23 protein-coding genes are annotated in these 18,933 nt (G+C 60.0%); 4 read left to right on the forward strand and 19 right to left on the reverse strand.

The annotated features are described in order from the left end of the window. Position 1 precedes the first annotated feature (1 nt). Positions 2 to 1,291: a TRAP transporter large permease gene (locus IVA95_RS36710; RefSeq protein WP_247514946.1), complete on the forward strand. Its 1,290-nt coding sequence runs from the start codon at positions 2 to 4 to the stop codon at positions 1,289 to 1,291. A 35-nt stretch (positions 1,292 to 1,326) separates the two neighbouring features. Further along, complete coding sequence (locus IVA95_RS36715) at positions 1,327 to 2,013, forward strand: cyclase family protein (protein WP_247514947.1); 687 nt, start codon at positions 1,327 to 1,329, stop codon at positions 2,011 to 2,013. Between the two features lie 15 nt (positions 2,014 to 2,028). Here IVA95_RS36715 and IVA95_RS36720 read toward each other — a convergent pair whose 3' ends face one another. The 11 genes from IVA95_RS36720 to IVA95_RS36770 all read right to left on the reverse strand — a co-directional run bounded on the left by IVA95_RS36720 (position 2,029) and on the right by IVA95_RS36770 (position 12,394). Then, entirely contained in the window at positions 2,029 to 2,763 is a 735-nt protein-coding gene (locus IVA95_RS36720) for a Crp/Fnr family transcriptional regulator (RefSeq protein WP_247515140.1), read from the reverse strand. Between the two features lie 62 nt (positions 2,764 to 2,825). Next, the gene (locus IVA95_RS36725) at positions 2,826 to 3,305 is read right to left on the reverse strand and encodes an MATE family efflux transporter (protein ID WP_247514948.1); all 480 of its coding nucleotides are present in this window, start codon (positions 3,303 to 3,305) and stop codon (positions 2,826 to 2,828) included. Then, positions 3,221 to 3,586 (reverse strand): hypothetical protein, encoded by a 366-nt coding sequence (locus IVA95_RS36730; protein WP_247514949.1) that lies wholly within the window; start codon positions 3,584 to 3,586, stop codon positions 3,221 to 3,223. The genes IVA95_RS36725 and IVA95_RS36730 overlap by 85 nt, the downstream gene beginning before the upstream one ends. Positions 3,587 to 3,698: 112 nt before the next feature. Next, positions 3,699 to 4,538 (reverse strand): phosphodiesterase, encoded by an 840-nt coding sequence (locus IVA95_RS36735; RefSeq protein WP_247514950.1) that lies wholly within the window; start codon positions 4,536 to 4,538, stop codon positions 3,699 to 3,701. 8 nt (positions 4,539 to 4,546) lie between these two features. Continuing rightward, a complete protein-coding gene (locus IVA95_RS36740) occupies positions 4,547 to 5,608 on the reverse strand; it encodes an ABC transporter ATP-binding protein (protein WP_247514951.1) in 1,062 nt (353 codons plus the stop codon). Next, a complete protein-coding gene (locus tag IVA95_RS36745; protein WP_247514952.1) occupies positions 5,605 to 6,390 on the reverse strand; it encodes an ABC transporter permease subunit in 786 nt (261 codons plus the stop codon). The genes IVA95_RS36740 and IVA95_RS36745 overlap by 4 nt, the downstream gene beginning before the upstream one ends. Before the next feature lie 6 nt (positions 6,391 to 6,396). Continuing rightward, positions 6,397 to 7,212 carry an ABC transporter permease gene (locus IVA95_RS36750; RefSeq protein ID WP_247514953.1) on the reverse strand — a complete coding sequence of 272 codons (816 nt, stop codon included), beginning with the start codon at positions 7,210 to 7,212 and terminating at the stop codon, positions 6,397 to 6,399. Positions 7,213 to 7,250: 38 nt separating this feature from the next. Beyond that, positions 7,251 to 8,258 (reverse strand): ABC transporter substrate-binding protein, encoded by a 1,008-nt coding sequence (locus IVA95_RS36755; RefSeq protein WP_247514954.1) that lies wholly within the window; start codon positions 8,256 to 8,258, stop codon positions 7,251 to 7,253. A gap of 382 nt (positions 8,259 to 8,640) precedes the next feature. Then, the gene (locus IVA95_RS36760; protein ID WP_247514955.1) at positions 8,641 to 11,034 is read right to left on the reverse strand and encodes a xanthine dehydrogenase family protein molybdopterin-binding subunit; all 2,394 of its coding nucleotides are present in this window, start codon (positions 11,032 to 11,034) and stop codon (positions 8,641 to 8,643) included. Next, positions 11,031 to 11,516 carry a (2Fe-2S)-binding protein gene (locus tag IVA95_RS36765; protein ID WP_247514956.1) on the reverse strand — a complete coding sequence of 162 codons (486 nt, stop codon included), beginning with the start codon at positions 11,514 to 11,516 and terminating at the stop codon, positions 11,031 to 11,033. Before IVA95_RS36765 ends, IVA95_RS36760 begins: the two co-directional genes overlap by 4 nt. Then, entirely contained in the window at positions 11,513 to 12,394 is an 882-nt protein-coding gene (locus IVA95_RS36770; protein ID WP_247514957.1) for a xanthine dehydrogenase family protein subunit M, read from the reverse strand. The genes IVA95_RS36765 and IVA95_RS36770 overlap by 4 nt, the downstream gene beginning before the upstream one ends. 171 nt (positions 12,395 to 12,565) lie before the next feature. Here IVA95_RS36770 and IVA95_RS36775 point away from each other — a divergent pair, with 171 nt between their 5' ends. Both IVA95_RS36775 and IVA95_RS36780 read left to right on the forward strand, forming a co-directional pair. Continuing rightward, positions 12,566 to 13,672, forward strand: coding sequence for an LLM class flavin-dependent oxidoreductase (locus IVA95_RS36775; protein WP_247514958.1), 1,107 nt, complete (start codon positions 12,566 to 12,568; stop codon positions 13,670 to 13,672). A gap of 143 nt (positions 13,673 to 13,815) precedes the next feature. Continuing rightward, the gene (locus tag IVA95_RS36780) at positions 13,816 to 14,571 is read left to right on the forward strand and encodes a polysaccharide deacetylase family protein (RefSeq protein WP_247514959.1); all 756 of its coding nucleotides are present in this window, start codon (positions 13,816 to 13,818) and stop codon (positions 14,569 to 14,571) included. Positions 14,572 to 14,617: 46 nt separating this feature from the next. Here the strand turns inward: IVA95_RS36780 and IVA95_RS36785 are convergent, their stop codons facing one another. The 8 genes from IVA95_RS36785 to IVA95_RS36820 all read right to left on the reverse strand — a co-directional run bounded on the left by IVA95_RS36785 (position 14,618) and on the right by IVA95_RS36820 (position 18,849). After that, on the reverse strand, positions 14,618 to 15,172 hold the full coding sequence (locus IVA95_RS36785; protein WP_247514960.1) for a flavin reductase family protein: 555 nt from the start codon (positions 15,170 to 15,172) through the stop codon (positions 14,618 to 14,620). 10 nt (positions 15,173 to 15,182) lie between these two features. Next, positions 15,183 to 16,409 carry an acyl-CoA dehydrogenase family protein gene (locus IVA95_RS36790; protein WP_247514961.1) on the reverse strand — a complete coding sequence of 409 codons (1,227 nt, stop codon included), beginning with the start codon at positions 16,407 to 16,409 and terminating at the stop codon, positions 15,183 to 15,185. A gap of 196 nt (positions 16,410 to 16,605) precedes the next feature. Next, positions 16,606 to 17,028 carry a GNAT family N-acetyltransferase gene (locus IVA95_RS36795; RefSeq protein ID WP_346658097.1) on the reverse strand — a complete coding sequence of 141 codons (423 nt, stop codon included), beginning with the start codon at positions 17,026 to 17,028 and terminating at the stop codon, positions 16,606 to 16,608. 47 nt (positions 17,029 to 17,075) lie between these two features. Beyond that, the gene (locus IVA95_RS36800; protein ID WP_057844588.1) at positions 17,076 to 17,369 is read right to left on the reverse strand and encodes a hypothetical protein; all 294 of its coding nucleotides are present in this window, start codon (positions 17,367 to 17,369) and stop codon (positions 17,076 to 17,078) included. A 5-nt stretch (positions 17,370 to 17,374) separates the two neighbouring features. Then, the gene (locus IVA95_RS36805) at positions 17,375 to 17,758 is read right to left on the reverse strand and encodes a hypothetical protein (RefSeq protein WP_247514962.1); all 384 of its coding nucleotides are present in this window, start codon (positions 17,756 to 17,758) and stop codon (positions 17,375 to 17,377) included. Beyond that, positions 17,749 to 17,916, reverse strand: coding sequence for a hypothetical protein (locus IVA95_RS36810; RefSeq protein WP_247514963.1), 168 nt, complete (start codon positions 17,914 to 17,916; stop codon positions 17,749 to 17,751). The genes IVA95_RS36805 and IVA95_RS36810 overlap by 10 nt, the downstream gene beginning before the upstream one ends. Position 17,917: 1 nt before the next feature. Then, entirely contained in the window at positions 17,918 to 18,148 is a 231-nt protein-coding gene (locus IVA95_RS36815; RefSeq protein WP_247514964.1) for a hypothetical protein, read from the reverse strand. Then, entirely contained in the window at positions 18,145 to 18,849 is a 705-nt protein-coding gene (locus IVA95_RS36820) for a hypothetical protein (protein ID WP_247514965.1), read from the reverse strand. The genes IVA95_RS36815 and IVA95_RS36820 overlap by 4 nt, the downstream gene beginning before the upstream one ends. Between the last annotated feature and the right edge of the window lie 84 nt (positions 18,850 to 18,933).

Here is an 18,933-nt window from a genome sequence, read left to right on the forward strand (position 1 = left end):
CATGGATATCGCCGTTCTCCTTCTCAGCATGTGCTTCTTCTTCGCGATCGGCATGCCGATCGCCTATGCGATGGCGCTATCATCGCTGGTCGGCGCGCTCTGGATCGATTTGCCGGTCGGCGCAGTCATGCAGCAGTTGGCCAGCGGCGTCGGCAAAGTCTCGATGCTGACTATCCCCTTCTTCGTGCTGGCCGGCGCCATCATGGCCGAAGGCGGCATGGCCAGGCGGCTGGTCGATTTTGCAGCCGTGGTTGTCGGGTTTACCCGCATACGGGGCGGGCTTTCTCAGGTTAATATTCTTGCGACCACGATCATGAGCGGCATCTCCGGATCGTCGGTCGCCGATACCTCCGCAATCGGATCGGTGATGATCCCGCAAATGGCGGCGAAGGGCTATCCGCGGGTCTTCGCAACCAACGTGACCATCAGTGCCTCGCTACAGGCGATCATCGTCCCGCCGAGCCATAACTCCGTCATCTATTCCCTCGCGACCGGCGGCGTTGTGTCGATTACCAGCCTGTTCCTGGCCGGTGTGCTCCCTGGCCTACTGCTCGGCTTTTCGCTGATGGTGCTCTGCCTCTTCTATGCCTATCGCGACAAGCATCCCAAGGGAGAGCCCGTGCCGATCCGCCAGGCCGTGAAGATGCTTGGCGACGCCATGTGGGGAATCGTAACGCTGGCCATCGTGCTGGGCGGCATCCTGACCGGCGTCTTCACGCCGATCGAGGCGGGCGCGATCGCGTGCGTCTGGGCATTCTTCGTCACTATGTTCATCTATCGCGACTACAAATGGTCTGAACTGCCGTTACTGGTCTATAAGACGCTGCAAACCGTGGCGATGGTTCTGACGCTGGTCGCAACCGCATCGTGCTTCGGCTATGTCGCCGCCCTGATGCAGATGCCGGCGAAAATGACAGAGTTCTTTGTCGCCATATCCAGCAACAAATACGTGCTGCTGATGTGGTTGAACATCATGCTGCTGGTTTTGGGGACGGCCCTTGATCTTGCGCCACTGGTGCTGATCTGCACCCCTATCCTGCTGCCGGTGGTGAAGAGCTTCGGCATCGATCCCTTGCATTTCGGCATCGTCATGCTGCTTAATCTCGGCATCGGCCTCTTGACGCCGCCGGTAGGGACGACGCTGTTTGTTGGATGCGCCATCGGCAAGGTTTCGGTCAATGAGGTGATGCGCGGCATCTGGCCGTTCTACTATGTGATGTTTACGGTGCTGATGATCGTGACCTATGTGCCCTGGCTGTCGCTGGCGCTGCCAAGGATGTTCGGGTTCTAGTTCAGGTGCCGCAGCTCGCGGCGGGGAGATTCCGCGTGAAGATCGTCGACCTCAGCCGAGAGCTCTATCACCGCACGCCAAGCTATCCTGGCCATCCTCCCGTCATGCATGGCGTCTGGAAGACTCACGAGGAATCCTTCGCCGAGTCGGGCAATGTGCACGGGCTGGCGTCGATGTTCATCTCCATGGTGGATCACGCCGGGACCCACATTGATGCCCCGCGGCATTTCGGCAAGAGCGGCATATCAATCGATGAATATCCGCTGGAAAAATGCATTGTGCCGGGTATCTGCATCGACCTGCGCCACATAGCACCGCGCGCCGAGATAACGCCCGCCGATTTTGAGACGGCGGTGGCGACGGCCGGCGTGCCGATGCCGAGGGGTGGCACCGTCTTGCTCTGCACCGGCCATCACGAACGGACATTCCCCCACAAGGAATATTCGACCGACAATTCCGGCGTGAACGTCGCCGCCACCGAATGGCTGGCGCGGCAGGGCATCGTCCATTTCGGCATAGACTCGATGCGGCCGGGACCCGAGGGCAAGGTGAATGCCCTCGTCCACAAGGCCTGCCTCGACCTCGACATCACCCACATCGAGAGCCTGTGCAATCTCGAAGTGCTGTTGGGGCTTGGCCAGTTCACCTTCATCGGCCTGCCGATGAAATGGCGCGGCGGGACAGCGTCGCCGATCCGCGCGGTTGCGGTGTTTGACCTCTGAAGGAAAATGAGAGGCCTATTCGCCTTCACTTCCGGATCCCGCTTCGGCCAGCTCACGAAGCGCCTCAGCATTCAGCACAACGATGGCCCCGTGCTCAAGGCGTACCCAATCGCGGCTCGCCCAGGCGCGCAGCTGCTTGTTGATGCTCTCCCGGGTCATGCCAACCATCTCGCTGATCTCCTGCTGGGTGATCGCGATGGTTCGACCCTGCTGTGCAGGTTTGTGTTTTTCGGACAGGCGCAGCAATGCGCTGGCCAGCCGCCCGGGCAAATTCTGCAGGATAATCTGCTCGACCTGATCGCTGGTCCACCGCAACCGCTCACAGAGCAGTTCGATGAACTTCATTGCCAGCGCCGGCTGCTCCTTCACAAAAGGAATGAATTCGCGCCTATCGATGACGAATAGCTCGCAATTGGAGTTTGCGATGGCGTCGGCCGAGCGAGCCCCGCCGTCCAGCAGTGCGATTTCGCCGAAGATTTCGCCAGGTTCGATGATGTTCAGGATCGCGCTGCGACCATCGGGCGAGGAAATACTCATCTTCACCGTACCCGAAATCACCGCGTACAGGCTGTTGCCGGGATCCCCCTTGGAGAACAGCGTGGCCCCCCGCTTCAATGTGGAGTGTTTGGCATAGCGGCAGAGCTGCTCGAATGCCGTAGGCTCGAGGTCGGCAAAAAACGGGTGCTTGCGCAGCACCGACAGTTTGCTGTTCGAAAATCCGTGAGCTTCACCCGTCCTTTGTTGAGGCACGATAGTCAAACTCCAGGGAATACGGGATTGCAGCCCTTCCGTAATCAACGCGGGCCGGCTTTTCAACCGGAAAGCACCTGGGCGCGTCGATTTGGTGGCCGGACGGCGAAAACGATGCCCAGCGTTAACGCTCCAAGAACCGTGGAACCTGCGACAAGATAGTACAGCCAATCGAGCTGGGCCACCTGCTGCTGCAGCATCCATCCGCCGGCCAATACGATAGCAACCCTCAACAGGCTGACAAGCAGCGGAGCCGTCGCCCGTCCCCATCCCTGATAGGCGGAAAACAGTATCACAAATGCGGCCATGAACCAGGCCCGCGTCGCGTAAAAATAGCCGGACGCCGCAAGGACAACTTCCTCGACGTGTGTAAAAAGACCTGCGATCGATCTTCCCAAAAACGCAACGCCGAGCCCTATTGTCGCAAGAACAGCCGCCGCCAGCAAACAGGAAAGCGTCACGCGACGTGCACGTGCCTCCAGACCGGCGCCAACGCAGGTCCCGACCATTGTCGTCGTGCCAACGCCGAGGGCGAGTACCATGGAAGAAATAAGAAGCTCGACGCGAGCAGCCAGCCATAACCGGCCAGCGCTTCAATACCGAAGTGCGCGACATAAGCCGTTATTACGATCAGGGCGACGTTGGCAACCAGTATTATGGTCGGCCATCTTTTGGTGACGATCCGCGCCGCGACATCGACCGCACTTGCCGCAGCCAGCGGCACGATCATCTTGATGGGCCGGTCCGGATAGCTCGCTTGGGCAATCGCATGATGGTTCAGGAGTAAGGCGAGCGTTGGAATCACCAGGTGAAGCGGCCGCATCATTTCCCCAAAAACATGAACGGCACAAACCTCAGGATTGCAGCGCAATTTTGGGAAGATTGCGCCCGATCTTCGGCCTATGCAATCGGGACGGCCGAGGACTGCTGCACGGCTACAACAGCTTCCCATCTGGCCCAAAAAAAGGGTGTGGGCCGTCGAAGGTGCCTATCGGGATTTGATGCGTTACGACAGTGCCGAGTCCCTCGCCCGGAAACCAGCTATGAAGGTGGAAGGCGGGCGGCTCCACCTTGAAGGAAGGTTCGCGCAGTTCGGCCAGATCGAGATCGACGGCATGGTTGGGGGCGGGACAGATCGTGGTCGGCACGCCCGCAAACATGGTCAGCGCTGCGCGGTGGACATGTCCGGTTGCGATCAATTGCACGCGGGGATGACGGCGCACGATGGGCGCGAGTTCGCTTGCATTGATGAGATTCTGACGGTCCATGTGCCAAATGCCCGCCTTGAACGGCGGATGGTGCAGAAACAGCAGCGCCGGCCGGTCGGGCGACGAAGCCAGAGCAGCATCAAGCCATTGCAACGTGGGCCCATCGAGTTCGCCATGCGGCTTACGGTGCACGCTTGAATCCAGCAACAGCAGATCGAGCCCGGCGACCTCGATGTTTTGATTGAGCGGCCCGGACACGAAGGCATAGGAAGCGGAAGGAAACGCGGCACGCATCAATTCGCGCGAATCGTGATTGCCGGGAATGCCGGCGAACGGAAGCTTGAGTGGCGCCAGCAGACGTTTGAGATATTGATACTCCTCGGCCGTCGGCGTGTCCGCCAGATCGCCGGAGATCACTACAAAATCGGGCGCGGGGTAGAATTGGTTCAGTACTGCAATGCAGCGCTCGAGTGCCTTCGCGGTATCCACCCTACCATAGGCAAGCGATCCCGGTGGTTTGATGTGCAGATCGGAAATCTGGGCAATATGAACCGGTTTTGTCGACATAGACCTTCTCAATTCTCGGACGGCAGCAGGCGGACGGCGTCCGGCGAGATCGACAATCCGATCCGTTCGCCGGACCTGGCTTGAACCGTATTCGGCGCATCGACGGTAAGCAACCGGTTGGAAGCGCCACTGACGACCAGCCGCTGCCTGTCACCAATAAAGCTGACGCTGTCGATTATGCCTGAAAGCGGGGCTCTTCCGGCTTCCACCACGCGTATGGTCTCGGGGCGGATCATCGCCACCGCGGCCGGCATATTTGCATCGAGATCAATCGGCTGCCGTCCGCCCGGCAATACCAAATGGCCATTCTCGATGGCCGCTTCGACGATATTCGCAGCGCCAATGAATTCGGCGACGAAGCGATTTTTCGGCGTGAAGTAGATCTCGCGCGGCGTGCCGATCTGGGCAATCGCCCCCTTTTGCATGACCACGACGCGGTCGCCGAGCTCCATAACCTCGGACTGATCATGTGTCACGTAAATCGTGGTGATGCCGAGCGCGCGCAGCAGGCGGTTCAGCTCGCCGCGCAGCCGGTCGCGCAGGGCGGCATCGAGTGCCGTCAGCGGTTCATCGAGCAACAGGATGCCCGGCCGGATCGCCACCGCGCGTGCCAGCGCCACGCGCTGCCGCTGGCCACCCGAAAGCTGGTCGATGCGTCGGTTCTCCAGGCCGGAGATATTGGTCAGCGCCACCAGTTCGGCAATGCGCGCCGTCCGCTCCTTTTCCGGAACCCCGCGGATCTTCAATCCATAGCCGATATTGTCAGATACGGTCATATTGGGGAAAAGCGCATAGGACTGAAATACCATGCCAACGTTGCGCCGCTCGATTGGCACCGCCGTCATGTCCTTGCCGTCGAACAGCACCCTGCCGCCCGTATCGGGCACTTCGAGCCCCGCGATGATGCGCAGCATGGTGGTCTTGCCGCAGCCGGACGGACCGAGCAGGACCAGCGTTTCACTACGGGCAATCTCAAGCGTTGCAGGTTCAAGCGCGCGCGTTCCATCGGCGAAGGTCTTGCCGCAGGCCTCGATACGCACCGAGGCGCCGTGTCCGGCCCGCGCAGTCATCGCTTCTGTTCCTTCTCGGCAAACAATTGCATGGCGACCAGCAGCGGAATGATCATGACAAAGAAGATCAACGTATAGGCCGAGGCGACCTCCAGCCGCATCGAGGCGTAGCTGTCAGCCAATCCGATCGGCAGTGTCTTGGTCAACGGCGTGTGCAGCATCCAGGTCAGGTTGAACTCACCGAGCGAAAACGTCACCACCATCAGGCTGCCCGCCAATATCCCCGGCAGGGCATTGGGCACGATCACGTCGCGGAAGCGCCGCCAAGGCGATGCGCCGAGCGACGCCGCACCCTCGTCCAGCGTCTTGATGTCAATGGTCGCGAACACAGCCATCACCGATCGCACCATGAAGGGCATGGTGAAGATGACATGTCCCACTAGAATGAATAGCCAGGAGCGGCGAAAATCGCCGAAGCCGCCGTAGGTCAGCAGCAGAGCCAGCGCGATGGCAAGACCGGGAACCGCCAACGGCAAGGTGATGATCTCCTCGACCACCCGCGACAGGCGCCCTCCCCGCACATGCAAGGCATAGGCGGCCGGAACGCCCGCCGCGAGCGTTACCGCAAGCGTCGCAAATGCGACCACGAATGACAGCAGGATGGTGCCGGCGTAGAGCTCCCACACCTGTACGACCCATTGCAGGGTTACGCCGGACTGGATGCCGCGAAAGTAGTTCACGGTGACACCGGCGGAGATCGACAGGATCGCGGGCACTACCAGAAATCCGGCCACCAGCAGGGTGAAGATGAACTGGCCGGTGAAGATCAGGCGATCGCGCATGCTCTCTCATCCAGCCGCAGCAACGGCGCTACCGCTGAAGGAACGGGCAAGCGCAAGAATGAGCCAGGTGACAATGCCAAGCCCGACCGACAGCGCGGCCGAGATAGAGAAATTCGCAGCCAACGTGAACTCGGTGTAGATCAGCATCGGCAGCACGTCGATGTTCGTTGCCAGCGTGAATGCCGTTCCGAACGCGCCCATCGCGGTCGCAAACGCAATTGCGCCGGAGGCAACGAAAGCTGGTGCCAGCGCCGGCAGAACGACATCGCGCTGCACAGCCCAAGGGCTCGCGCCAAGCGACCGCGCGGCTTCCTCGAGACCAACGTCAAGTTTCTGCACCGCGGCCATGATAGTGAGAATGACGCGTGGGATGGAAAAATAAAGATATCCGAGAAACAGCCCGTAGATCGAATAGGCAAAGACGAGCTTCTCGCCAAACACACGGTTGGAGAAATCGCCGATCAGACCCTGTCGCCCCGCAAGCAGAATGATCATGAAGCCGACCACCACGCCGGGAAACGCCAGCGGAAAGGTCAGCATCGCGATCAGGACGGAGCGGCAGGGGAAACGATGCCGCTGCAGGAACATCCCCGCAACCGTCGCGACGAAAAGGGTCACGATGGTGGTCGCGGCAGCGAGCAGGACCGTATTGATGAGGGTCGCGCGGTAACGTGGCTCACTCAGGATCGCGAGATAACCCGCGAGCCCCTGCGGGCCTTCCGCGCCGGTCACGACCAGCCGCGCCATCGGCAGCAGAAACAACGCCACCGTCACCGCCGCAAGCGGCAGCAGGCACAACCAAACGAAAGACCTATGTGACATCAGATGGTAGCGCCCCGGCGAAAGGCCGCCATATTGCCTCAGCGAACCTCGGCGAGATAGCGATCGACAAAGCCTTTTTGCATGTTTTCCATCTGACCCCAGTCGACGTTCTTCGCACGCGCATATTCGCTGTCAGGCAGGAATTTCTTCTTCACCGCCTCGGGCAGGTCGATCGGTCGCGCCGGGCGGAGGTAGGCGTTGGTCCAGATCGCCTGTCCCTTGTCGGACAAGAGATAATCCAGCACCTTCTTGGCCTTATCCTTGTGAGGCGCGTTCTTCACGAGGCCGACGACATAGGGAAACACGACCGATCCCTCGCAAGGAATTACGAATTCAAAATTGCCCTTCTCTGAGTATTTCGCGCGATAGGCATTGAAATCATAGTCAAACAGGATCGGCATCTCGCCCGAGACAACGCGGGCGTAGGAAGTCTGCTTGGGAACGATTGGGTCGTTCTTCCGCAGATCCTTGAAGAAATTGATCGCGGGATCGAAGTTCGCTTCGGAGCCCCCGAGCGCCAGATTGATCGCGACCGCGCCGACATACCCGACTGCAGCCGACGACGGATCGAGATAACCGATCATGCCCTTATAATCCGGCTTCAGGAGATCCTTCCAACAGGCCGGCACCGGCTTGCCGCCGAGCGCGTCCTTGTTCACGAACAGGCCAAGCGTGCCGGAGTGAATCGTGATCCAGTAGCCATCGGCATCCTTCAGCCCGGCGGGGACCTGGTCCCATTTCGCCGGCTTGTAAGGCTCGAGCACATCCTGTGCTTTGGCTTTCATGCCGAAGGTCACGCCGAAATAACCGATATCGCCGACTGGATTGTTTTTCTCGGCAAGGATCTGAGCCAGCGCCTGACCGGAATTCTTGTTGTCGTGCGGGATCTCGTAGTTGAGATCGGTCTTGATCGCCTTCAGCATCGAAGCCCAGTCCGCCCACTCCGGTGGGCAGTTGTAGCAGATGACGTCGGCCGCATTGACGGACTGCCAGGGCGCGATCAGCGACAGCGCGAGCAAGGCAAGAACAAAACGGACGGTCTTCATGGGGCACTCCGGCTTAGCGTGGCAATTGAAACTTCATCGCCAACCGGTGTGCAAGTATAGGCCGCGCATGAAGGTTTTGCGACAAAGCGGGCTGCTGTGCAACAAACCTGCGGCTTCGGCACCGCGATAGCCCGTGAGCCTGTCGACGATGCGATCATGGTGGTCATTACGAACCGGCAGGCGGGCGCGATCGCGAGTGCGGCAGCCAAATAGCGCGAACGGCAATCAACATCCTTGTTCGGTTCTCGCTTCTGCATAATCGGCTTGACGCCCTCCTACATATCATCCGCTTGGTGGCCTGAATTGCCAGCGGCGCGTTGACCCTTGGTACGCTGCACTCCATGGGCGTCCTGTTCTTCCTGATCACCTTGTCGCGATAGCATTAGATGCGTCCCAAGGCGGTCAGAATAAGCTGAGGCGTCAAGGGGATCTCCGTGATAATTTTCCCAAACGGCCTGAGCGCGTCATTGACCGCATTGGTTACGGCGGCTGCCGCACCTGCCGTGCCGGCCTCTCCTGCTCCCTTCGCGCCCAGTTCCGATTCCAAGGTCGGTGAGACCACATGTCCGACATCGATATCCGGCATCTCACCGGACATGGGAACCAGATAGTCGGCCATATTGGCGTTGGTGAGCTGGCCACGTTCGTCATACACGCATTTCTCAAACAGCGCGGCGCCAAGCCCCTGCACCACGCCGCCTCTGATTTGCTCATCAACCAGCTGCGGATTGATAATCGTGCCGCAATCCTCGACCACCCAGTGCTTCAGCAGCTCCACAAAGCCCGTCTCAACATCGACCTCCAGCCACGAGGCCTGAACGCCATTGGTGAAGGCGAAAGGATATTCGCGCGGGACAAAGTGCCTGGTCGCCATCAGTTCGGGCTGAATGCCCGGCGGCAGCGTGTCGGGACGGAAATAGACAATTCGCGCGAGCTCGCTCAGATCGATCCGCGGCGCGCCATCGACGACATTCACTACGGCGTTGTTGACAATGTCGAGTTCGCTTGGCGTCGATTGCAGGACGGCCGCCGCTACGTCGAGGATGTTCTTGCGCAGTACCTTGGCGGCTTGAAGCGCGGCCTCTCCACCGATACCAGCGCCGCGCGAGGCCCAGGTGCCTCCGCCATACGGCGTGCTGTCGGTATCACCCAGGATCACGCGGACGCGATCCATCGAGACGCCGAGCACGCTTCCAACGATCTGTGCGGTAAGCGATTCCGATCCCTGTCCCTGCTCGGTGATACTTGTTTGGCAGATCACTGACCCCTGCGCATCAATCCGCACCGCGACACCATCCTGCGAGGATATCTTCGCACCGCCGACGCCATAAAACGCCGCACTCGGATTGGTAACTTCGATAAAGCTCGCGATGCCGATTCCACGATGGATGTTCTTCACTCGCAGGGCGGCCTGCTCAGCGCGCAACGCATCGTAGTCCATCATTTGGACGAGCTTGGCGAGCGCCGCATGGTGCGACAACTGCTCGAAGCGCAAGCCTGACGGCGAAGCACAGGGGTAAGCGTCGTCGGCAATCAGATTGCGGCGACGGATTTCAACCGGATCCATGCCGATCTTCATGGCCGCCAGATCGACCAGGCCCTCAGTCACTGAGCAGGCGATCGGATGGCCGACGGCACGGTACTGGCACATCACGTTCTTGTTCTGGAACACCACGCGGGCACGGGCACGGTAATTTCCGGTCACATACGGCCCGCCGACGAGATTGACGACCTGATTGGCCTCGATCGCGCTGGTGCGCGGGTACATCGAATAAGGCCCGATGCCCGTAAGATCGTCGATCTCGAATGCCATGATGGTGCCATCGCGCTTGACGCCGATCTTTCCCTTACAGCGATGGTCGCGGGCATGAATATCGGTGTTGAAGCTTTCAACCCGGTCGGCGACGAATTTAACCGGACGCCGCAGGAGCTTGGACAGCGCGTAAGTCGCCATCTCGTCTGCGTAGATATGGACCTTGATGCCGAAGGAGCCGCCGACGTCCTTGCAGACGACGCGGACCTGCGATTCCCTTAAGCCAAGATGGAGCGCCGCGATATTCTGCACCATATGCGGTGCCTGCGTGCCTTGATAGATGGTCAGCCTAGCTTCCGCGGCGTTCCAGTCTGCCACCACCGCACGCGGCTCCAGCGTCACGCCGGTGTGCCGTCCGAAAACGAACTCTGCTTCGACCACCTCGTCGCACTCGGCAAAGGCCTGATCGACCGCGCCCGCGTCGTGAATGCGCTCGAAAGCCAGATTGTCGCCGAGCGAGGCGTGGATCACAGGTGTTGCCGGATCGAGCGCGCTACGCATATCCGTTACGGCGTGCAGTTCTTCATATTCAACTAAGACATGCTCTGCGGCGTCCTCGGCCTGCGCGCGGCTGGCCGCCACCACGGCACAGACCGCTTCACCCTGCCAGCAAACTCGGTCGACAGCGATAGCACTTTGCGGGGCGGATTTGAGTCCCTTCAGATGCGAAAGCACGCCGACCCACGGCGTGATGACGGTCGAAAGTTCCCTGCCCGATACGACGGCGATCACTCCCAGCATCTGCTTGGCCGCCGAAGCGTCGATGCCAATGATCCTCGCGTGCGCGTGTGGCGAGCGTAGGAACACGACATGCGCCATACGGGGGAGCTCGATGTCGCTGACATAGAGCCCGCGTCCCTGCATCAGCCGGTCGAGGTTCGGCCGCGGCACTGTCTTACCAATATAAGAGTTGGGTCGGTCGAGCACAGACAGCGTCTCCGGAATTGCTTGTGCTGATTTCATGACAAGCGTCCGGCGCGCGATCGCGCTGTAGCCTCGATGGCATCGATGATTGCCTGGTATCCCGTGCAGCGGCAATAGTTGCCGGAAAGATGTTCGCGTATCTGCTCTCGATCCGGGCACGACGATTGCTTCAGCAGATCCTGCGCCGCGATCAGCATTCCCGGCGTGCAAAAACCGCACTGCAGTGCGTTGCGCTCCCGGAATGCTGACTGCAAATCGGCAATTTCGCCGCTATCGGACAGTCCCTCGATCGTCTCGATCGCTGCCTTGTTCGCCTGCACCGCGAGCATCAGGCAGGAGCGTACGATGTCGCCGTTGACGCGGACCGTGCATGCGCCGCACACCCCATGTTCGCACCCGACATGCGTGCCGGTCAGCTTGAGATGCTCGCGAAGAAAATCCGCCAGATTCAGGCGCGGCAGTACGTTCGCTTCGACGAGTTCGCCATTGACACTCAGCGCAATCGCAACCGTAGCCGTCACGCTGACGCTCCCGCACGAAGGTCAGGCCGGGCAAGCAGTGAGGACACGCAGCGCGTCAACAGCACCTTCCCCAGATGCCTCCGCATGGCGGGTGTCCCCTGTTGATCCTCCAGCGGATCGAGTTCATCGTCCAATACAGAAGCTGCCTCAGACAACACCGCAGACGTGACGGCGACATCGACCAGCTTGCTGGCAGACTTGGCCAGCAGCGGGCGATCGCCGACGGCAAAGAAGCCAAGGCGAAGGTCGGCGAAGCGCCCATCCTTGATGGAGGCCTGCGCTGCGAGGCCAACAATGGCGTAATCACCATGCCGACGGGCGAACTCATGAAAGAAGTACGTCGAGTTCTTTGGAGTCACCGGCAGCTCGACCGCAACCAGCAGTTCCTGCGGCGTAAGCGCGGTTTCGTAGATCCCGACGAAGAACTCGTTTGCCGCAACCCGCCGGTCGCCGCCCGGCCCGCGGGCAATGATGGTAGCGCCAAGCGTGAGCATGCAGGCCGGCAGTTCCGAAGCCGGATCAGCGTGCGCAAGGCTTCCCCCAATCGTGCCGCGATTGCGGATCGCGGGATGGGCGACATGGGCGACCGCATCCATCAGCAAGGGAGCATGGGCTGCTATCTCGGGGGATTTCAAGAGATCGGCGTGACGTGTCAGCGCGCCGATGGTGAGGACGCCTCCCTTGACCGCGACCCCCCGCAACTCGGTCAGCTCGCCAATATCCACAATGAGCTCCGGCGCGACCAGGCGCAGATTCATAGCCGGCACCAGGCTCTGGCCGCCCGACAATAGCTTGGCAGCTTCGCCATGCACGCTCAACAATTCCAGCGCATTTTCGACGCTGGTTGCGCGAACGTAGGCGAAAGCCGCGGCTTTCATTTTTGGCGTGACCTCCCCGGCCAACGGTAATCATTTTCGCGGAATTAGACGGCTGTGATCGCCAAAGGTCAAGTTTGTTGTCGGTAATTTGCGACTTTGAGCTTGTTTTCGAACGACGAACGACGCACGTTCTCTGCAAACAAAAAGCCTGCCATTGGGGAAGAGCGGACTATGAAGCTTGGGTTCTTTACGATGCCGATCCATCCCGTCGACAAGGATTGGCGGCTTTCGCTCAAGGAGGATCGAGAGGCTTTCCTGCTGGCCGATGAGCTCGGGTTCACCGAGGGCTATGTCGGTGAGCACACCACGGACAGAGCCGAGAACATCACGTCCTGCATCGCATTCATTGCATGGCTCGCCTCGGCAACCAGCAAGATCAAGCTTGGCACCGGCACCGTCAACATGCCGAACACTCATCCGGCGGCGATTGCAGCCTCGATAGCGATGCTCGATCACATGCTCGACGGGCGACTGATCTTCGGCATCAGCCCGGGCGGCCTGCTGTCGGACGCGGAAGTGTTTGGCAATCTCGAGGCGGACAGGAATGCCATGTTCCTGGAAGCGATCGATCAGGTGCTTCAGATCTGGGCCAGCGAGCCGCCCTATGACCTGCAAGGTCAATTCTGGAATATATCGGTGCAGAAGACTCTGATCGAAGACATCGGCCAGGGGTTCATTCCGCGCCCACTGCAGCGGCCGCACCCGCCGATCGTGGTCACTGCGGTGGCGCCGTTCTCAAAAGGCGTGACGGAAGCCGCCGCGCGTGGCTGGGATCCGATCTCGGCAAACTTCCTGATGCCGGCCTGGGTGAAGAGTCATTGGCCGAAATACGTAAAGGGATGCGAACGCGCCGGCCGTCCTGCGGATACAGCGAATTGGCGCGTTGCCAAGAGCGTGTTCGTAGCCAAGGACGCAGCTACCGCAAAGGCTTATGCCACCGATCCAAACGGACCTTATGTCTACTACTATCGCTCGTTGCTTACCAAGCTGAAGCGGAGCGGTCGCATCGAACTGTTCAAGACCCGTCGCGATCAGCCGGACGACGAGGTGACGCTGGAATCGATCTGCGACAAACTGATCATTCATGGCACGCCGGACAGCGTGGCGGATCAACTGCTGGCTTTTCAGGAAGAGACCGGACCCTTCGGCACGTTGCTGTATGCCGGCAAGGACTGGAAAGACCGCGAACTGGGGCGCCAGTCAATGATCCTGATGGCCGAACAGGTCATGCCGAGGATCAATGCCGGCGCATCCGGCGATTCCAAAGCCGCCGAATAATCCGCGGGGGAGCTTGCCGTGGCACTGAGCGATCGCATTCCCTATCAAGCACAAGTTGACAGGCCGAAGCTCACGCTTCCCGGCGCAAGAAACTCGCAGTATGGGTCATCCTCAATGTCGAGGAGTGGCGGATCGAGAACGCGATGCCTCGGACCGTGCTGAGCCCGCCGATGGGCCAGCCGCTACTCCCAGACGTGGCAAACTGGTCCTGGCATGAATACGGGATGCGCGCCGGCTTCTGGCGACAGCTCAAGGCACTGACAGATCGCAAAATACCGGTGACGTTGGCGCTCAATGCCAATGTCTGCAACGCCTACCCGCGTGTCGCCTCCGCTGCGCTCGACGCTGGCTTCGAATTCATGGGCCACGGCTTTGTGCAGGGGCCGATGCATAAGGTCGAGAACCAGGCCGATACCATCAAACGCTCGGTCGAGACTATTTCGAAATTTGCAGGGAAGTCGCCGCGGTCGTGGGAAAGCCCCGGCCTTACCGAGACCGAGGAAACCCTCGATCTGCTGCGCCTCAACGGCATCGAATACGTCGCTGACTGGGTGATCGACGATCTGCCACAGGACATCGCTACGCCTCACGGCACCATCACGACGATCCCCTACTCGGTCGAAACAAACGACATCGTCATCCACGCACTGCAGCATCTTTCTTCCGAGCAATTCCTGAAACGCTGCACCGATCAGTTCGATCGGCTATATCTCGAAGGCGCATCGAACGCGCGGATCATGGCGATCTCAGTTCACCCGTACATCACGGGCGTGCCGCATCGCATCAAATATCTGGAGGCGTTGCTCGACTATATCCTGGGTCACGACGGCGTGGCCCTGATGACAGCCAGTGAGATTGGCGACTGGTATCGCGCAGAGATGGCAAAGATCTGGATTTGATGTCTGCCGCAGGATCGTCGAAGGGCCAGCGAGATTCGGCGGTAGCTCACGAGGACTTACTGTTATCTCCAGCAATAAACCGGCCGAAACTACCACGCGCAAACAGCAGGGGTTCCTGCCGATTGTAGGCATAGGCCTCAACGGCGCCCAGGAAGATGATGTGGTCGCCGCCGTAATACCGATTGGCCGCGCGGCATTGGAAATTGGCCACGCTATCGGTCAACACCGGCGCGTTGCCAAGCCCCGGCGTCCAGTTCACGCCGGCGAACTTGTCGTCCGACGACTTTGCAAACTGCGACGCCAGCGCCTGCTGGGAAGCTCCGAGAACATTGACCGTAAAGTGGCTGGCATTCTGGAAGATCGTAAGCCCCTGCGAAAACATCCCGAGACTCCACAACACCAGGGGCGGATTGAGCGATACCGAAGCAAAGGAGTTGCAGGTCACGCCATACGGCCTCCCATCCGCGGCCATCGCCGTGACAATGGTGACGCCGGTGGCGAATGTGCCAAGCGCATTGCGAAAATCGCGCGGGTCGATCGCCGAGTTGTCGCTGGCAAGCTCATTGGCCGGATCGGCCGGATGTTTGGGTGCATCAGACATCCGCCGGGCCTCAGAGCGTCAGATTTTCGGACGGCAGGCCAAGGGCCACGCGTCCATAGTTGGTTCCTGCCGCATCAAAATTGAATGCGAGGTGCGAATTCACGGCGTGAGCGTCGCGGAACTGCCGCTGCAGCGCGCCTGACGTGAACAGGCTGCGTGCGCCACTTGCCGCAAATAGCAGCGAGACCGCTTCGGTGCAGAGGTTCACTGCGAATGCACCATCCCGCCGCAACCCCGTCTTGACCGCGAGGTCTGGAATATGGCCCCGCCTCGCCTCGGCCATCGCATCGATGCAGTTCGTACGCATCACGAGGCGAGCCGCATCGATCTTGGCGGACGCCTCCGCGATCTTGATTTGGGTAGTCTGCAGATCGCTGAGTTTGGCCCGATTGTAGGTCGAGGCCCGATGCCGCGCGAGCTCGACGTAATCATTGAGACAGGCTTGCGCATTGCCCAAACCGACGCCCGACAATACGTAAGGAAACAGCGAGAATACCGGTAGCGCATAGAGCGCGTTCGGATTGACGGCGCTTCCGGGCGTCGGTCCGCCGGTCAGATCTCTGACTGCGATGGTCATGTTCTCCGCAACGAAGCAATCCTCGACCCATACATCGTTCGACCCGGTACCGCACAGCCCCGTCGCATTCCAGGTGTCGTTGATCCTGTATTCGCTCCGATTAAGCAGGAATATCCGATATTCGATACCCTCAGCCTCATCGTCCGAGGACACCACGCCGGCAAGCATGTTCCAGTCGCAGGACTCGACACCCGAGGAGAACGGCCAGTGACCGCGCAGGACGTATCCCCCCTCTGCCTTTCTCGCGCGCCCGGCTGGAAAGATGAAGGAGGAGGCGATCAACGCATCGGCGTTCCTGCCCCAGACCGCATCCTGCGCGTGCTTGTCAAACATGCCCAGCATCCAGTGGTGGCTGGCGAGATTGGCGAAATTCCATGCTACGGAAGCATCCGCCTGCCCCAACGCGTCGGAGCAATCGACCAGAGCAACATAGTCAAGCTCGGCACCTCCGACGCGCTTGGGCTGCAAGACCCGGAACAAGCCGGCATCGTGCAAATCACGTTCGGTCTCTGGCGGCAGGCGGCGGAGTTCCTCCGTCTTTGAAGCGCGACCGCGCAATTCCGGAATCAGGGCCTTGGCACGTGCAACCATGGCGGCATAGCTGTCCGAACCCGGCCCCGCGGGTGAACCTGCATCCGGCTTGCGGCCGTCCTCCGCCATATATTTCCTCGCCTGCTCCATTGCTTTTACGCTGCCCGCGCTTTGCCAGTCTACCGGCTGATGGCCAATGATCAAGGCGGGCGGAACATGGCTACTCCGCCGCAAGAGGCTGCTCAAGAACGCAAAAAAGCCCGGCGGCCGATGGCCACCGGGCGAGTAGAGGCATTTTGAGGCATGGAAATGCCAAGCAGCTATTTTATGTCTTTGCGCCAATAAAGCGTGTTCGGCCAGGCCCAGGGATAGTTGGACTGAACAGGCGGTAACCCGCGCGAATGAAGTTGTTGGCTGACGAAATATTATCCGTAGTGTCAGATACGACCGAACACCATCCATTCAGACGCGCACGCGCTTCCATGGCTCGCATCAGGCGCAACTGAAGCCGATGTCCGCAATGCTTGCCCAGCACGCCAACGCGGCAAAAATAGCCCGCTTGGAAAACATGCGTCGACGGAATGACACCGGCGAAAGCGACAGGCCTGGTTCCGCAAAGCGCAAGCAACCAGTGCCCCTGATCGAATTGCGGAACGGGTGCGGTGTCAAGAAACGTCAACTGATGAAGTTCTGCCAGTGTGTCCGCAACATCGTCCTCGCTCGCGTCAACCTCACGAATTTGATACATGTCGCACCTGCATCCGAGCTCGTCTATGTGTGCGGCAAGTCAACCGATCATTTGCCGAGCGTCGCCTTGATGCCGAGCCACACCGCACCGACGAATCCCGTTACGATCATCGTGACGACTGCCTTGAAGGTATAACTCTGTGCCTGCTCGACGCTTCTGCGCCAGCGCCGCAGGTGCTGAAAATCGGCGCGAAGCTCTCTTCGATCGTCCTCGTCTATCCCGAACGAAGTCAGTGTCGTTGCGACGGCTTTGAGAACCACTGCGTCGATATCGTCGTGACGAATCCTTTGCTGTTCGGCCAGCGTCTCGATGACGATGGCCCTGACATCCGCAGCCTGCATCGCCGTCATCGCTTGATAATCCGTGCCACGTTTTCGAAACCTCGTTTGGCGAAATAGAATGACACCACGAGATTGGAGGTGATCGCTGAAAAGCCCGCGAGCGGATCGGTCGTGCCAAGGCCGAGAACCTTGTCCCAGATCAAGAGTTTTCCAAAATAGATCGCCACGACATATCCCATCAGCTTGTCGGGCTCGTACCAGTGCCCGATCTCGGCCATGCGATATTGCATGATGGCGTTGGTTTCGGAGACCTGCGCGGCGATTTCGGCAGATGCCGTCTCACTCGCGATCCTCTCCGAGGTGTTGCCGGCAGCAAGCTTCGCTTTGTAGCCTTCGATCAGACCCTTGATGACCGGGCCGCCGATGAAACTGATGATGGTCATCCACATTTGCGCGCCTCCAGCGTCATCCATATCGCGAACACGACCGCCAACCCTTCAGCGCCGAACACGCCGGGGCGGACCTGGTAGAGCTGGCTCGCCATCCAGATCACCCATCCGCCGGCCAGCACGGCCGTCCAAGCCAGCAGGGCGAGCACGATTTTCATGTCAGAGCGTCCGTCGGCGGCAGGCTTCGGTGATAACGCCGGCCAGCGCGGCGAAGGCCAGCATCTTGAACGCCGACCGGGCGTCCAGGCTCGATAGCTGCGTGAAGTCGTATCCCGAGAAGGCCGCGATGAGGCCTGCGCCAACGATGCCGACGACGTACTGGATACGCGCCCAAAGGATCGTCACGGAATCTTTGAACCACTCCTTAACCTTGCTCCATGTGCTGATCATGCTTTCCTCCTGAAAACCACGTTGAAAATGTTGTCGATGAATGCCCCGATCGAGCCCTTCGACGGATTGACAATCGAGGGAGCGGCAGGCTTTTCAGCCGGGATCGGCTTGACGGAAATCGCCGGCTTGATCGTCGCACCCGTAAACGTGATGGTGGGATCAAGCGCCATCATCGCCATCAGAAGACCGGCGCAACCAGGCTGGCTATCGACGACGTTTGGATCGTAGACGCCGTCGCGGACATACTTGCCGGATCGATACTGATCAGTGCCGGCCCAGATGTAGGGCGACGGCCTCCTTCGCGCGGCATAACCAAGCCCATTATATTGTTCGAGCTTGGCCAGCGTCCGACCGATGCTCCAATCCTTGTTGCGCGCTGCATAAGGCGCGCAGTTGACGAGCGCGTCGATCGCAGCCTCTTCCCAGGACCTGAACGGCCCCCGGCCGGCGGGCACATGAACCGAAATCCTATTCCAGGGATCGCCCTGCGCCAGCGACCCGGTCCAATCCTGTGAACATTCGCGCTGGTGGATGACGGCAATCACCGCCCAAGGCACTCCGGTCTTGGCGGAAGCGGCTTGGTATCTGGCCTTGGCAGCGGGCGCGACAAGATGACGGGCAATGGGCGTGAAGCTCCGCGTCAACTTGGCATTAGCCCAGCGCTTCGCATTCGCCGTAGTGAGGGCGTTGAGGTCGGTCATCTGTTGCTCACGAGATTGAGAAGTGATAGGAAATATTAGAATGCAGACGCTTCGAAGAATTCGCGCGCAGATGAACCCGAGTCT

Origin of the sequence: Bradyrhizobium sp. 157, from assembly GCF_023073815.1 — a bacterium.
Lineage (GTDB): Bacteria > Pseudomonadota > Alphaproteobacteria > Rhizobiales > Xanthobacteraceae > Bradyrhizobium.

Coding starts and splice junctions, on each gene's coding strand:
- IVA95_RS36815 (WP_247514964.1), bottom strand. CDS start 18,148: ATGATCAGCACATGGAGCAAGGTTAAGGAGTGGTTCAAAGATTCCGTG.
- IVA95_RS36800 (WP_057844588.1), bottom strand. CDS start 17,369: ATGCAGGCTGCGGATGTCAGGGCCATCGTCATCGAGACGCTGGCCGAA.
- IVA95_RS36755 (WP_247514954.1), bottom strand. CDS start 8,258: ATGAAGACCGTCCGTTTTGTTCTTGCCTTGCTCGCGCTGTCGCTGATC.
- IVA95_RS36780 (WP_247514959.1), top strand. CDS start 13,816: ATGCCTCGGACCGTGCTGAGCCCGCCGATGGGCCAGCCGCTACTCCCA.
- IVA95_RS36740 (WP_247514951.1), bottom strand. CDS start 5,608: ATGACTGCGCGGGCCGGACACGGCGCCTCGGTGCGTATCGAGGCCTGC.
- IVA95_RS36790 (WP_247514961.1), bottom strand. CDS start 16,409: ATGGCGGAGGACGGCCGCAAGCCGGATGCAGGTTCACCCGCGGGGCCG.
- IVA95_RS36735 (WP_247514950.1), bottom strand. CDS start 4,538: ATGTCGACAAAACCGGTTCATATTGCCCAGATTTCCGATCTGCACATC.
- IVA95_RS36775 (WP_247514958.1), top strand. CDS start 12,566: ATGAAGCTTGGGTTCTTTACGATGCCGATCCATCCCGTCGACAAGGAT.
- IVA95_RS36760 (WP_247514955.1), bottom strand. CDS start 11,034: ATGAAATCAGCACAAGCAATTCCGGAGACGCTGTCTGTGCTCGACCGA.
- IVA95_RS36710 (WP_247514946.1), top strand. CDS start 2: ATGGATATCGCCGTTCTCCTTCTCAGCATGTGCTTCTTCTTCGCGATC.
- IVA95_RS36725 (WP_247514948.1), bottom strand. CDS start 3,305: ATGGTACTCGCCCTCGGCGTTGGCACGACGACAATGGTCGGGACCTGC.
- IVA95_RS36805 (WP_247514962.1), bottom strand. CDS start 17,758: ATGTGGATGACCATCATCAGTTTCATCGGCGGCCCGGTCATCAAGGGT.
- IVA95_RS36730 (WP_247514949.1), bottom strand. CDS start 3,586: ATGCGGCCGCTTCACCTGGTGATTCCAACGCTCGCCTTACTCCTGAAC.
- IVA95_RS36820 (WP_247514965.1), bottom strand. CDS start 18,849: ATGACCGACCTCAACGCCCTCACTACGGCGAATGCGAAGCGCTGGGCT.
- IVA95_RS36810 (WP_247514963.1), bottom strand. CDS start 17,916: ATGAAAATCGTGCTCGCCCTGCTGGCTTGGACGGCCGTGCTGGCCGGC.
- IVA95_RS36785 (WP_247514960.1), bottom strand. CDS start 15,172: ATGTCTGATGCACCCAAACATCCGGCCGATCCGGCCAATGAGCTTGCC.
- IVA95_RS36770 (WP_247514957.1), bottom strand. CDS start 12,394: ATGAAAGCCGCGGCTTTCGCCTACGTTCGCGCAACCAGCGTCGAAAAT.
- IVA95_RS36750 (WP_247514953.1), bottom strand. CDS start 7,212: ATGTCACATAGGTCTTTCGTTTGGTTGTGCCTGCTGCCGCTTGCGGCG.
- IVA95_RS36795 (WP_346658097.1), bottom strand. CDS start 17,028: ATGTATCAAATTCGTGAGGTTGACGCGAGCGAGGACGATGTTGCGGAC.
- IVA95_RS36745 (WP_247514952.1), bottom strand. CDS start 6,390: ATGCGCGATCGCCTGATCTTCACCGGCCAGTTCATCTTCACCCTGCTG.